Annotated in this window: 12 protein-coding genes; 2 read left to right on the top strand and 10 right to left on the bottom strand. The window is 61.0% G+C overall.

All coding sequences use genetic code 11. The features are described from left to right. Nucleotides 1-57: 57 nt before the first annotated feature. From secA to BKN05_RS07640, 8 genes are all read right to left on the bottom strand, one after another. Complete coding sequence (gene secA, locus BKN05_RS07675) at nucleotides 58-2,643, bottom strand: preprotein translocase subunit SecA (protein ID WP_286688344.1); 2,586 nt, start codon at nucleotides 2,641-2,643, stop codon at nucleotides 58-60. A gap of 224 nt (nucleotides 2,644-2,867) precedes the next feature. Further along, the gene (hpf, locus tag BKN05_RS07670) at nucleotides 2,868-3,512 is read right to left on the bottom strand and encodes a ribosome hibernation-promoting factor, HPF/YfiA family (protein WP_286688343.1); all 645 of its coding nucleotides are present in this window, start codon (nucleotides 3,510-3,512) and stop codon (nucleotides 2,868-2,870) included. 144 nt (nucleotides 3,513-3,656) lie between these two features. After that, a complete protein-coding gene (locus tag BKN05_RS07665) occupies nucleotides 3,657-4,283 on the bottom strand; it encodes a ComF family protein (protein ID WP_225745818.1) in 627 nt (208 codons plus the stop codon). A gap of 36 nt (nucleotides 4,284-4,319) precedes the next feature. Next, nucleotides 4,320-6,053 carry an MtrAB system accessory lipoprotein LpqB gene (gene lpqB, locus BKN05_RS07660; RefSeq protein ID WP_286688342.1) on the bottom strand — a complete coding sequence of 578 codons (1,734 nt, stop codon included), beginning with the start codon at nucleotides 6,051-6,053 and terminating at the stop codon, nucleotides 4,320-4,322. A 2-nt stretch (nucleotides 6,054-6,055) separates the two neighbouring features. Further along, entirely contained in the window at nucleotides 6,056-7,825 is a 1,770-nt protein-coding gene (mtrB, locus tag BKN05_RS07655; protein WP_396334662.1) for an MtrAB system histidine kinase MtrB, read from the bottom strand. An 89-nt stretch (nucleotides 7,826-7,914) separates the two neighbouring features. Beyond that, nucleotides 7,915-8,607, bottom strand: a complete 693-nt coding sequence (gene mtrA / locus BKN05_RS07650) for an MtrAB system response regulator MtrA (RefSeq protein WP_284767931.1) — start codon at nucleotides 8,605-8,607, stop codon at nucleotides 7,915-7,917. A 3-nt stretch (nucleotides 8,608-8,610) separates the two neighbouring features. Then, nucleotides 8,611-9,225 carry a dTMP kinase gene (locus BKN05_RS07645; RefSeq protein ID WP_284844703.1) on the bottom strand — a complete coding sequence of 205 codons (615 nt, stop codon included), beginning with the start codon at nucleotides 9,223-9,225 and terminating at the stop codon, nucleotides 8,611-8,613. A gap of 81 nt (nucleotides 9,226-9,306) precedes the next feature. Further along, entirely contained in the window at nucleotides 9,307-9,660 is a 354-nt protein-coding gene (locus BKN05_RS07640; RefSeq protein ID WP_286688341.1) for a DUF4259 domain-containing protein, read from the bottom strand. Between the two features lie 247 nt (nucleotides 9,661-9,907). On the opposite strand from BKN05_RS07640, the gene BKN05_RS07635 reads away from it, so the two are divergent. Then, the gene (locus tag BKN05_RS07635) at nucleotides 9,908-10,696 is read left to right on the top strand and encodes a hypothetical protein (protein WP_286688340.1); all 789 of its coding nucleotides are present in this window, start codon (nucleotides 9,908-9,910) and stop codon (nucleotides 10,694-10,696) included. 242 nt (nucleotides 10,697-10,938) lie between these two features. Here BKN05_RS07635 and manA read toward each other — a convergent pair whose 3' ends face one another. Together manA and BKN05_RS07625 are read right to left on the bottom strand one after the other, a co-directional pair. Next, nucleotides 10,939-12,168, bottom strand: coding sequence for a mannose-6-phosphate isomerase, class I (gene manA, locus BKN05_RS07630; RefSeq protein WP_286688339.1), 1,230 nt, complete (start codon nucleotides 12,166-12,168; stop codon nucleotides 10,939-10,941). A gap of 6 nt (nucleotides 12,169-12,174) precedes the next feature. Continuing rightward, nucleotides 12,175-13,197, bottom strand: coding sequence for an exopolyphosphatase (locus BKN05_RS07625; RefSeq protein WP_286688338.1), 1,023 nt, complete (start codon nucleotides 13,195-13,197; stop codon nucleotides 12,175-12,177). A 41-nt stretch (nucleotides 13,198-13,238) separates the two neighbouring features. Between BKN05_RS07625 and cobA the strand changes: the two genes are divergently transcribed. Continuing rightward, on the top strand, nucleotides 13,239-13,976 hold the full coding sequence (cobA, locus tag BKN05_RS07620) for a uroporphyrinogen-III C-methyltransferase (protein WP_198492659.1): 738 nt from the start codon (nucleotides 13,239-13,241) through the stop codon (nucleotides 13,974-13,976). Nucleotides 13,977-13,996 lie beyond the last annotated feature (20 nt).

The following is a 13,996-nucleotide window of genomic DNA, read 5'->3' as shown; positions in this document are numbered from 1 at the left end:
CCCGCGCCCACTATCACGAGCGGGGGCGGGGCGGGGTTGGAGGAAGGACGCCGAGGCCTAGGCCTCTACGGTGCCCTCACCGTTGCTGGAAGCGGTAGCAGCGGATTCGCCGGCCTGCTCCTCTTCCTGCTGCTTGAACTGCTTGCGCAGCATAAACAGCTGGCGGACGGTCTCTTCCTTCACGCCATCGTTCATGGCGTTGAACATCTCGCCGCCCTCCTTCTGGTACTCCACCAGCGGATCGCGCTGCGCCATCGCGCGCAGGCCGATGCCCTCCTTGAGGTAGTCCATCTCATAGAGGTGCTCGCGCCACTTCTGGTCAATAATCGGCAGGATGACCATGCGCTCAGTATTGCGCATCTGCTGCTCGCCGCCAATAGCGGTCACAGACTCTTCGAGCTTGTCGTACTCATTATTGGCGTCCTGGACCAAGGCGTCGCGAAGCTGCTCAGCAGAAAGCTCACCCGGGGAACCATATTCAGAGCCTTCCACCAGCTCCTCATGGGAAATGGTGGGGCCGTAGAGGGAATCCAGCGCATTCCACAGCGCGTCCAAATCCCAGTCCTCCACATAGCCGGTGGCGGTAGCGCCAGCGACATACGCGGACACGGTGTCATCGATCATGCCGCGAATATTGTCCTGAATATCGCCGGCATCAAGGATGTCGTGTCGGGTAGCGTAGACCACCTTGCGCTGCTCGTTGAGCACCTCGTCGTACTTAAGGACGTTCTTACGCATCTCAAAGTTCTGGTTCTCCACCTGGGCCTGGGCGCCCTTGATGGAGTTGGAGACCATCTTGGCCTCGATGGGGACATCGTCCGGAACATTGAGGCGGTTCATCATATTCTCCATGGACTGGCCCACGAAACGCACCATCAACTCATCGCGCATGGACAGGTAGAAGCGGGTCTCGCCTGGGTCACCCTGGCGGCCGGTACGACCACGCAGCTGGTTGTCAATGCGGCGGGACTCGTGACGCTCGGTACCCAGTACGTAGAGGCCACCGGCCTCGCGCACCTGGTCACCCAGCTTCTTGGAGCGCTCCCTCTCGGAATCGATTTCTGCTTCCCAGGCCTCCTGGTACTTCTCTTCATCCTCGAATGGATCGAGGCCGCGCTCGCGCAGCTTCTCATCGAGGATGACCTCAGGGTTGCCACCGAGCACAATATCGGTACCACGGCCGGCCATATTGGTAGCCACGGTGACGGTGCCGGGGCGGCCCGCACGGGCGATGATCTGACCCTCTTCTTCGTGGTGCTTAGCGTTGAGCACATTGTGCTTGATGCCGCGCTTAGACAGCAGCTGGGACAGGTACTCGGAGCGCTCCACGGAGGTGGTACCGACCAGAACCGGCTGGCCGGACTCGACGTGCTCGGCAATATCGTCCACCACTGCGGCGAACTTAGCTTCCTGCGTCTTGTAGATGCGGTCAGAGTGATCGGCACGCTGATTCGGCTTATTGGTAGGAATAGGCACCACATCCAGGCCATAGATGGAGTGCAGCTCGGCAGCCTCGGTTTCTGCCGTACCGGTCATGCCGGAGATCTTCTCGTACAGGCGGAAGTAGTTCTGCAGGGTAACGGTAGCCAGGGTCTGGTTCTCGTTTTTGATCTCCACCTGCTCCTTGGCCTCAATGGCCTGGTGCATGCCCTCGTTGTAGCGGCGTCCGGCCAGCACGCGGCCGGTGAAGCCGTCCACGATCATGACTTCGCCATTGCGAACGATGTAGTCCTTGTCGCGGGTGAAAAGCTCCTTGGCCTTCAGGGCGTTGTTCAGGTAGGACACCAGCTGGGAGTGCTCGGGGGCGTAGAGGTTATCGATGCCGAGCTGATCCTCGACGTATTCCACGCCCTCCTCCAGCACGCCGATGGTGCGCTTCTTGTGGTCCACCTCGTAGTGGATGCCTTCGCGCATGCGCGGTGCTAGCTGGGCAAAGACGCTGTAGAACTGAGAGGAACCGTCAACCGGGCCGGAGATGATGAGTGGGGTACGGGCTTCATCGATAAGGATCGAGTCAACCTCGTCCACGATGCAGAAGTTGTGGCCGCGCTGGACCACATCATTAAGGGAGCGGACCATGTTATCGCGCAGGTAGTCAAAGCCCAGCTCATTATTGGTGCCGTAGGTAATGTCGCAATCGTAGGCAGCCTTACGCTCTGGCGGGCGCATCTCGGACAGGATGACGCCCACGGACAGGCCAAGCCAGCGGTGGACACGGCCCATCATCTCGGCGTCGCGCTTTGCCAAGTAATCGTTAACGGTCACGATGTGGACGCCCTTGCCATCAAGGGCGTTGAGGTAGGCCGGTAGCAGCGAGGTCAGGGTCTTGCCCTCGCCGGTGCGCATCTCGGCGACGTTGCCGAAGTGCAGGGCCGCACCGCCCATGATCTGCACGCGGTAGTGCTTCTGATCGAGGACGCGCCAGGCAGCCTCACGGACGGTGGCAAAAGCCTCGAGCAAGATATCGTTCATCTCCTCGCCGTCTCGCAGGCGAGTCTTAAACTCGTCGGTCTTTGCCTTAAGCTCGTCGTCCGAAAGCTCCGCGTACTTATCCTCAAGGGCAATTACATCGTCTGCCATTTTGCCCAGGCGCTTGACCGTACGGCCCTCGCCCGCGCGCAGCAGCTTGGAAAGTCCAAACACGGTTAGTTAGTCCTTCTAGTCGCGACAATAAAGTTAACTCGTCGCTATTGTACTCACTCGCTTTCACAAAGCATCTCCCGCCTAGCACATAGGGCAGGCGCACAGCCTCCGTTCAGCCTGTATATCCCCCGGAACCTGCTTGCCGGCGGCCCTCCCCTAACCACAAATTCGACCCTGCTGCATAGACGCAGCAGGGTCAATAACTAAGAGAAGTAGAAGCTTCTTTAAGCTTCAGCATCTTCCGATAGGGAGATAATGCCGTAGTCGTAGGCGTGGCGGCGATAGACCACGGACGGCTTATTGTTCTCCTCATTAATAAAGAGGAAGAAGTCGTGGCCCACCAGCTCCATCTCGCTCAAGGCATCATCCACGCTCATCGGGGTAGCCGGGTGCTCCTTGGTACGCACGATCTGGCCTGGGCGAACGTCCTCCACTGTCTCAGCATAGGGGTCGACGTAACGCTCTTCCTTGGCGCGCTCAGCCTCGGCTTGGGCCACCATCTCAGCGGCAATCTCGCCGGTGCCCTTCTGCGCGCGGTGACCGCCCTTGACGTTTTCGCGGCGAACCTTCACCTTGCGCAGGGAGCGCTCCATCTTGCCCAAGGCGGTTTCAAGCGCTGCGTAGAAGGAATCTTCCTTGGCTTCGGCGCGGGCAATGTGCCCCTTACCGGTAGCGGTAATCTGAATGCGCTCCGCTTCGGAGTCACGGCGCGGGTTAGGTTCGTGCTGTAGCTCCACATGGAAGAAGGTCAGGGTGGGGTCAAGGCGTTCAATTTTGGCCAGCTTGTCATTAACTCGCTCTTGGAAGTGTTCGGGGACCTCAACGTTGCGGCCCGTAATCGTTACCTGAGCTTTGTTTGGCTGGGACATTGAGATGCCTCCCTTGAGTAGTGGGACTAGAATCAATCACAGTAACTACCTCTCTGTGATACTCCTCATGATAGCACTGGTTATGACCTGAGAGGGTGGATTTTCAGTCCGCTCCCCCACCTCGAGGGTAGGTACCGGCCCTATCTAGGCATCCGCAAAGACCAATGCCCCGCAGACTTCTACACCCGTGGCCTGCAGGGCGGCGATGCTGGCGGCAAGGGTGGCGCCGGTGGTAATGACGTCGTCGGCAAGCAGCGCAGGCGCCCGAGCAATAGGCACGCGCACGCGGACTCGGCCCTGCAGGTTGGCCCACCTATCCTGCGCGTTGAGCTCGGACTGGTCCGCGGTGGACTGGCCCATAGTAAGCGCCGCGCACACGCCCACGCGCTGGTGCTGCGCCGCGGTGTGACACACAGCGGACACCGGATCTCCCCCGCGTGCCCGCGCCGAACGCGGCCGAGTAGGCGCGGGAACGAGGGTGAACTCGCGCGGGATATCGCCGCGGGCGCTCAAATGAGCCAGCCCGGCCGCGAAGACGGCCCCCACATACTCGCGCACCGGCCGATTGCCACGCTCCTTCATGCCAATGATGATGCGGCGGCGAATATCGGAATAGGGGCCGAGAGCATAGACAGGCGCGCCCAGCGGCCGGGGCCGCGCCACCATATAGGGCGGCTGCCGCAGGTGATCGCGGCACGGTGGGCACAAGACCTCACCCGGCGCGCCGCACCCAGCGCACGCACGCGGAAAAATAAGCTCCCCCAAGCCCATAATCGCCTCTCCCCAGCCGCGCAGGACCTCTCGCGGCTAATTAGAAACGATAGGGGAAGAACGCCGACCCTGCAGGCCGGAGACCTCGCGCCAATTGGTTTCGTCCATGACGGTGGAAGGAAGCTCCAGCATGGCGTGAGAATCAGTAATGAAGAGCTTGGTGGGCGAGGTTGCCACGGCCACCACGGGGGCGGTGATATTACCGGTAGGCATGGTCGACGCCGAAGAACCATCCTGCTCAATGCGCCAGACGGGCGACTGGCTCGAGGAAGTACCCACGATGAGCGAGCCATCCGCATTCCAGTCCAGCGATAGTGCCGAACCGGATACTTCGGGGCCAACCTCGCGGGCGTTGACGATGCGCTTATCGCCGCTGCTGGATTGAGCAACGGCCGCGATGTACACGTGGCCATCAATAATCATGGCCACGCGCGCACCGCTATGGGACAAGCGGATGACGGAGATTTCGCCCTCGATATCGTCGATGCTGCGGGCATCCACCTCGGATTCGGAGATGCGACCTGTAGTCTTGGAACGCACCACGCGCACGATGCGATCGCCATCAACCACGGTCCAGGCGGCTTGCCCGTTGTACTCGAAGGCCGGCCGTGCCAGTGTGGGGCCCTCCACCGAATCCTGCAGTTGGCCGTCAAGCTCGCCTATCTGCAGCGAGAAGTCATTATTGGATTTGCGGCGCACTGCCGCAACGAGGCCGCTATCGGCAACATCTACGGATTGCACGTCACCGCTGCTGCCCAGCGTGGATTTCACGGGCTCGGCCACACCATCGTCCACCTCGAGCAGGTTGCCCTCATTGAGGGCGTAGAGCTTAGACAAAGAGGTGCTGCTTTCCTCCGGGTTATAGTCCGCGAAGTCATCCACGCTGAGGCTATCCATGCCCTCCACCAAGTCACCGCCATCGGCCTTGACCTTGAAGGGGCCGGTATGGCCGGCTTCCGTGAGCGTCCACACTAGCTGGGCTGCAAAGAGCGTGCGATCTTGGGCGTCTAGGTCAGCAAGGCCCTCGAATTGGTAGCCCTGTTCGCGGTCATAGCCGGCGAAGGTGACATTCTCCCCCGCTGCCCGGCGGGTAGCGGGAGCAATGCTAGATGAAGGTCCCTCCATCAGCAGCGTAAGGAGCGTCGACTCCGATTGTTCGCCGCCCTTATACAGCCAGCGGCGGTCTGGAACCAACACATCGTTGCTCTGCTTAAAGAAGTACAGCGATTGTGGGGTGTAGTGATTGCGCATTTCATTGCGCTCCATTATTACCCCTGCCGGCAAGCCATCGACGCGCCACCTATCGTCTTGCTTCTTCATGTAGATGACGGCCTCGTAGCCCTCATTTTCCGGCACGTACGCACCGCCGGATTTAAGGCGGCCGATGATGGTGCCGCGCACCGTGAAGGCGCGCTCATTATCCCTCGAGCTTTGCTTACTAGCGGGCGCGGTAACGATGTCCAAGCTATCGACCACCATCACATCGCCGCTGGCGTCCCAGGCTTCGCGGGCGTTATCGGTCAGAAAGCCGCGCGCGACCTCATGATCGTTTCCCGGCACGGCGGAAGCCTGGTAGAAATCGCGCAACGTCAAGTCCGGGTCATCGCCGGGTTGCGGTGCAATGACTTCTTCCGGGCCTTCCGGTTGCTGCTGGTAGGTACCGACTACTTGCGGACCGGTGTTATTCGGCAGGGTGGAACAACCGCTGACAAAAACCACGGCCGCTGCGGTGCCGACAACTGCGGTCTTGCGATACTTCGCTCTCAACACGCTTATTTCCTCCTGCCCTCAAAGTCCGGGGCCTTATAGGCGCGCCTGTCCGGGGCGGCCGCGCCGCGGTTAAGCTCACGTTCCGAAGGCCAGAGGATGCCATCGCCTTCTACCTCACCATCGGTGTCCCTGTCACTCTTCTCGACGTGCGGTGAGCTCATGCCGGATGAAATGGCCGGCGTTGCAGAGGCGGGCCCGCCATCCGGCTCGGCGGCGCCAGGGCCCGGTGCTTCTGCAGCCGCAGCATCGGGTTCTGGTCGCGATTCTGCCAGCTCACTACCATCCGCAGTGCTGGTGACGGGTGCGCCGGGAATCTCCACAGCGATGGGAGCCTCGCCCACCTCGGTATTCGGGGTACGTGGAATAATGAGGCGGAAGCGAGAACCAAATCCCTCGTAGCCGGTGGCATCTAGCGTGCCGCCGTGCAGGACGGCATCCTCGCGGGCGATAGCCAAGCCCAAACCGGTGCCGCCAGAATGGCGTTTGCGGGAAGAATCCGCACGCCAGAAGCGGTTGAATACCAGCTCTTCCTGGCCAGGTTTTAAGCCCACGCCATGGTCCGTAACAGTAACGCCCACCGCAGTGTCCGTGGCTGCGACGTCTACCGCCACTGGATTGCCCTCCGAGTGGTCAATGGCATTGGCCAGTAGGTTGCGCAAGATGCGCTCAAGGCGGCGGGAATCGGCCTCGACTCCGATGCGCTCCTCCGGCAGGTTGAGCCGGACCTCCACGTCGAGCTCGCGGGCCAAATGCTCCACCTGCCCGTAGGCCGCCTCCACACACGAGCGCAGATCAATGGCTGCCGTAGACAAATCCGCCACACCAGCATCGTGGCGAGAAATCTCCAGCAAGTCCGCGAGCAATTCCTCGAAGCGGTCGAGTTCGCTCGACATCAAGCGGGAAGCGCGCTGGGCACCGTACGGCAGACTATCGCTCTCCGCCTCAATCATGTCCGCGGCCATGCGCACGGTGGTCAATGGGGTGCGCAGCTCATGGGAGACGTCAGAAGTAAACTGCCGCTGCAAATCGCCGTACTCCTCCAGCTGTGCAATTTGGGAGGAAAGCTTATCGGCCATGTTATTGAAGGACGCGGCCAAGCGACCCATCTCATCATCGCTATCGACGGCCATGCGCTCCTTCAAATGACCCGCCGCCAAACGCTGCGCAATGCGCGAGGCCGAGCGAATCGGCGTAATTACCTGTTGGGTGGCTAGCCAGGCAATGCCCACCAGCAACACCACGACCACTACGCCGGCTGCCGAGAGCAGGCCACGCATCAACGCCATGGTGGATTCTTCCGACTCCATGGACAGCGCCAGGTAGACCTGAGTATGGGGAATATCGGTATCGGTAGGCGTGCCTACTAGCAAGGCGTTGTAGTGATCACCATTTTCGCGCGGAGCTGGGAAATACTGCTGCGCAATCTGGCCTTGATCCACCATTTCCCGCAGCTGATCCGGCACGGGGAAATCCTCGGGCGAAGTGGTAACAGAGCCATCCTGGTTTTCCACCACGATGACTGGTTCATAGACCGCTTGGGCATCGCCCTGTTGGGCGGAGAGCTGGCCCAACGCAGCACGCGCAGAGTTGATGCGCACCTGGACGGAGTTAGCAGAACTGGTGGCATCAATTTGCTGTTCCACGGCCGTGCGGGCGCGCTCCAGCTCCTGTTGGGCCACGTCTTCCTTCTGGCTGACCAGGCGCTGGGTAAGCACGGACACCAGCGCGTAGGCCAAGATGATCATGACCACCGAGGAGGCGACCAAAATCATGCCAATGACGCGCGCCTGCAAAGAGGTGCGCCACGTTGTAATAAAGGCGTCTCGAATGCGCCTTAGACGCTCAATGATTCCGATGATCCTTACTCCCCGGCGCCGGCCTTGCCGGTCTTATACCCCACGCCGCGCACGGTCAGCACGATCTGCGGGTCTTCCGGATCGTGCTCGATCTTGGCGCGCAAGCGCTGGACGTGCACGTTTACCAGGCGGGTATCAGAAGCATTGCGATAGCCCCACACGGATTCCAGCAGCGATTCACGCGTATGCACTTGGCCGGGGCGGCGCGCCATCTCCAGTAGCAGGTCAAACTCCAGCGGGGTCAGGTTCAGCTCGGTGCCATCGGTGCGGCGCACGGTATGTTCCGGCACGTCGATGACAAGGTCCGCAACCTCCAGGATTTCAGCTTCCGCAGAATCGGTGCGGCGCAGGCGGGCACGGATGCGGGCGATGAGCTCCTTAGGCTTGAATGGCTTGGTGATGTAATCATCCGCGCCGGATTCAAGGCCGAGCACCACATCAACCGTATCGGTCTTGGCGGTCAGCATAACGATGGGCACGGAGGATTCGCGGCGGATGGCACGGCAAATATCTACGCCATTCATGCCCGGAAGCATGAGGTCCAGCAGGATGAGGTCCGGCTCGTGCTGCTCAAAGGCAGGAACAGCGTCATTGCCGTCCATGACCGGAATGGGCTTGAGTCCCTCGGACTCGAGCACAATGGTCAGCATCTCTGAGATAGCCGGATCGTCATCGACAACCAAAATCTTGGGCGCCACGTTCTATTCTCCTACAAGGTCTTTTATCGCTGAAATAATAGTATCCGCATCGGCGGTAGCGATCCAGCGTCCACCCCAGCCCGCATCTGCCAAGCGCCGGTAGGCTGCGGCGGTGCGTTCTTGCAACCCACCATCGCGTTCGTAGCGGTCGCGTTCCCGGCTGGCGTCTGCTTGGGCTCGTGCCTGCGCTCTTTCCGACGCCACCTCTACCGCCGTATCCAAATACACCTGCAGGTCCGCCTGCGGCAGGCCGAGAGTGCCAAATTCCAGATCGTGCACCCACTCCATCACCGCATCGTCTTCGAGCCGCGCCGCCGAATAGGCGGCATTGGAAGCCACGTAACGATCCAGGAGCACCACAGTGTCCGAATCCTTGGCGCGCTGCAGCTGGTCCTTTACGCCATAGCGATCCAACGCGAATAGCGTCGCCATGGCATAAGCCGAATCCGTGAGGTCGCCCATCTTTCCATAGAGTGCCTTCTGCGCTAGCTGCGCGTGAATCGAGTCTGCATAGCGCGGAAAGGCAATAACCTCTACGGGCCGGTCCAACGACTCCTTAAGTGCGGAGACCAACGTATTTTTACCGGCACCGTCGATGCCTTCGATGCTGATCAGCATAGGTGTGGGCTATCTTCCCTTCTGTTATTTCACCCGCGGGGCCGCTCTCGCGCGGCCGCTGCCGCGGGCAGCAGGTTCGGCTTAGGACAGGGCCTCAATGAATGGCTCGAGGTCATATTCTTCCTCGACGTTTTCAAGCACCTCGAGGGCATTTTCCGTCAGGGTCTCGCTGCCAGAGCCCACCAGTTCCCTAATATAGGGGTAGTCTTCGACTACTTCGCCTGCGCTAAAGGGCGCACCAGCCCAAATGGCAGCAATGGTGGCCGCCGCTTGAGCATTCTGCTCCTCTTCTTCGCTGAGTTTTGGCTTGCTGTGTGCGACCTCGCAGGCATCCTCGACGGCGCGAATTACCCCTTCTTCATCGAGGTTTGCCATCTCGTCCAAGAAATCGACGTTGAGGTCCGTGCTGAAAATATCTTCGTCCCAAGTACTCACTTTTTGACTCCTTCGGTGCTTTCAGCGCCATTTATACACGCTTTCTTAGTGAAAGAAAGAAGACGATGAAAAGGTTTGCATGGCCTTCTACGCCCGTGAACTGCCTTTTTGTGTACTTATCACAGAATTGCGACGCCGTCGCAATGTTTCCCAAACATGATAGTCTCGTTACCAACTTGTTACCGGGGCGCTGTATCGCCCTCCTCCTTGGGCTGAAACCGCCCACCTCATAGAAAGGACAGCCACGATGAAGCCAGATTCGCGCCGCGTCTACGTGTTCATTGTGGCCGGACTGATCGCCGCGGCCGTCGTCGGAGTCGCCGTCTGGCGCATGAGCTCGCCAAGCGCCAACTATTCCAATGCCGCGGATCAGTCCGCGACCACCTCCGTCTCCCCGACCCACACCGCAGCCGAGGAGACCACCACTTCTTCCACGGACCGCTCTCCCTCGAAGAAGCACTCCTCGCGCACCACGACATCTACTGCCTCATCCGGTGATGCCAAGCACCAGCAGCCGCACAACAACGATCCGTTTCTCGCCCCTAATGCGGTAGTGCGCCCACAGGCAGCAACCCAGCCCACCAAGGTCTACCGTCCGGAGAATATCTCCCCGCAGGGCACCGCCTCGCAGGGCAATACCACCACCCAGGGTGGTCAGGGCACCGGCCAGGGAAATCAGCGTCTAACGCCTGATTACCCGAGCAACCAGAACGGCTCGCAGGCTACTGGTGCCCCGCAGAGCAACCAGGGCGGCACCACCCCGCCGGCCACCACTGGTCCGTCCACTCCACAGCCTTCGCCTGAGGAGCCTTCCGTGCATGAAGATGCGGGCAAGATTACCGACACCCCAGCCCAGGAGCCAGCTGGCACGGAGCACCACACGGTCGAAAAGGCAGAGGAAGAGAAACTCACCGGCCATGCCGCTGCGAAGCGACCTTCCGCCGATCAGAACCAGGAGCCTACCGACTTGGTGCCAACTAAGCAGGCACCGGCCACGGCCCAGCAGGCTCCGAGGGAAGCGGCGCCTACGCGCTAATTCGGAGCCGGTTCTCGGCGTAGACGAACAAAACAAGCACGTTTCCTCGATTTTAAAGGCAGAAATCGGGGAAACGTGCTTGTTTTGTATGCGCTGGAACGCGGTAGTTACGACGCAGCCACAATGTGCGCCAAAAATTGGGCGGAGCAGACCGCAACGCGGCCGTAATGAAGACTGAAAAGCACGCTTCGCCTGAAACCGGAGGACGGCGGCGAAGCGTGCTTGTGTGGACTAAACGCGGACTAGGCGCGGGCGACGAAGAGGTCGGCGGCGTCGGATTCCGCAGTAGCGGTAACGAGGCCCTCGGAGGCTGGCAGCCAGACGGCCTGGCCTGGAGTCACGGTGAGGGTCTTGCCCGCAGCATCGGTCAAGGTTACGGAACCTGCGGTACACAGGGCGATGGTCGGGCCATCGTAATCAAGCTCCACAGAAGACGAACCGGTAAGCTCCACGCGATCCAGCAGGAATTCCTCGATGGGTACCGGGTAGGACCATGCGGCGGCATCGTGGACATTGTCTTGGGCGGACTTATCTTGTTGCTGCACACGCGGCTCATCGGCAGCAGCGTACGTCAAGACCTTGACCAATTCTGGAACGTCCACGAACTTAGGCGTCAGGCCACCGCGCAACACGTTATCGGAGTTCGCCATGATCTCCACGCCGAGACCCGAGACATAGGCGTGAAGCTGACCGGCATCCAAGTAGACGGCCTCACCGGGCGAGAGCTCGATGTGGTTGAGTAGCAATGCGCCCAGCACACCGATATCGCCTGGGTAGCGCTGGTTGAGATCCAGCACCGTGGACATGACGCGGGACTTCCAATCGGCTGGGTCGGCGGCGATCAGGCGCTCGCCAGCGGCAACAATGGCGGAAATGAGCTCCTTGCGCTTGGCAGACGGAATGGTAATCCATGTGGTGAAAAGGACGCGCAGGTTGGCGGACTCGGTGGTTGCCGAGGGGTCGTCGTCAAGCATGGCAACGTAGTGGTCCAGCTCCGGGCACTCGAGGGCGGCAAAAAGCTCGCGGGTGCGCGCCAAGGGGCGGAAGCCGGCCATGGCATAGAAATCCGTGAGCGCGACAATGAGCTCGGGCTTGTGATTATCGTCCTTGTAATTGCGATTAGACGCGGTGAGCTCGATGCCGGCGGCGTTTTCGCGGGCAAAGCCCTCTTCCGCCTGCGCCTTTGACGGGTGGGCCTGCAAGGACAGCGGCTCCTCGGCCGCAAGCACCTTGAGCAGGAAGGGCAGGCGCTCGCCGTACTCGGCAGAAACGCGGCCACCTAGCTGCCCTGCCGGATCCTCGGCAATGACCTCATTGAGCAGGCGGCCATCCACCGTGGAAGGGTCGCCGGGGTGGGCGCCGAACCACAGCTCTGCGACGGGCTTATCGGCATCGGGCTGGCCCTGCAGGTGCGGGATAAGGGTACGCGAGCCCCAGGAATAGTTGCGGGTGGCACTGTGCAACAGCTGCATGTGTTTCTATCCTTTAGAAATCTCGTAGGCGGTCGCGGCAAAACTCCGCGTAATAAGCTGCAGTGAGCGGGCAAGGTGCCCCAGGCCCGGATCCGGGTCGATGCTGCGGACTGCAAGCGAGTTGGGCAGGTTCGCCTCTTCCTGCCCCCAGAAAACCACCTTCAAGGGTACCAAAGCACCCTCGGCACCATCGCCATCAATGAAGGGGTCATAAAAGAGATCATTGGCCGGGGAACTATCAGAATCCCGGTCGAGCGCGCGGCGCAATTCGGCTGGGTCCACATAAGCACTCGGCAGGCCGTGTACGGCCCAGATGGTCGCGGCCATGCGGGCCACGAGGGCATCGAGCTGCATGTGCTCGCGACGCTCAGAATAAGAGTACGGGTCGAGCACACAGGAATGGATGATGCGGGCGCCGTCAATAAACTCGCGCAATTGGCGGCCCGGATTGGTGGTGGCATCGCGCTCGGGAGAAAGCTGTGCAAGCTCGCGGTCCACGGCCGCAGCGAGGTCCTCGAGGGTTTCCTTCACCGCGATCGGGCCCTGATAGAGCAGGCAGCACAGCGCATGCAGGGCGGCAATGCTGCGCGCGGGCGAGCTACCCTCGGCCGTCGGTAAGCAAGGGGCGACGAGCGTATCCTCCGGGCAGTCCTCGACCAGCGGGCCCTTGGCCGGCCCGATGAGCACGGTGGTGGCCCCGCGCTGGCTGGCAGTAATGAGGGCGCGCGACGCCCAGTCGCACTCGCCGGGCTCGCCGACGACCACGACCACGTCCAGCGCCCCCACGTAGCGCGGGAGCGATTCGGTCACCACAATCGGGATTCGCAGTGGCTCGGCTAGGCCAACTCCCAGGTGGGCGGCTTGGCGGGCAATCGCATCGGTGGGGATAATGACCAGCGAGCGGGGATTGAGACCACTGAGCGCCTCGCCCCAGCGCTCCACTTCTCCGGCCACAAGGCGGATTTGGGCGCCTTCGTGCGCCACATCAAAAAAGCGCACGGTTTCGGCATCATAATTACCGGTATCCATGTGGCCCAAGCATAGTCGGGTGCCCACTAAGATGAAGTCCTATGACTTCCGCACAGATCCATCCCGTTACCCTGATTGGCGGCGGCCCCGGCGCGTGGGACCTCATTACCGTGCGCGGCATGCGCGCCCTGCAGGAAGCAGAGGTTATTCTTGCCGATCACCTGGGACCTACGGCGCAGCTCGATAAGCTGTGTGATATTTCTTCCAAAGAGCTTATTGACGTCTCTAAGCTCCCCTATAAGAAGTCAATCTCGCAGGAAAAGATCAACGAGCTGCTTATCGAGCACGCCCGTGCTGGCCGCAAGGTGGCCCGCCTTAAGGGGGGCGATTCCTTCGTCTTTGGGCGCGGTTTTGAAGAAGTGCAAGCGCTAGCGGAAGCGTCTATTCCCGCCACAGTCATTCCGGGCGTGACCTCCGCCATTTCCGTTCCCGCGGCCGTGGGCATCCCGGTAACTCAGCGCGGCATCGTCCACGGATTCACTGTGGTTTCCGGCCACCTGCCGCCCGGCCATGAGAAGTCCTTGGTGGACTGGGCAGCGCTCGCCCGCTCTGGCGCCACGCTCGCGGTCATCATGGGTGTGAAAAATGCCCCGGCGATTGCCAGTGCGCTAATCGACGCCTCCCTCTCCCCCTCTACTCCCTGCGCCGTCATCCAAGAAGGCACGCTGTCTACCGAGCGCGCCTACCGTTGCACCTTGGGCACTCTGGCGCAAACGATGGCCGAGCACGAGATCTCCGCGCCGGCGGTCTACGTCATCGGCGAGGTGGCCGGGCTGTAGCAGGCAGCAGGTAGCGGGTT

Source organism: Corynebacterium sp. S5S1, from assembly GCF_001913985.1.
In the GTDB taxonomy this organism is placed as follows: domain Bacteria; phylum Actinomycetota; class Actinomycetes; order Mycobacteriales; family Mycobacteriaceae; genus Corynebacterium; species Corynebacterium marquesiae.
This window is presented reverse-complemented; position numbering and strand designations above follow the sequence as displayed.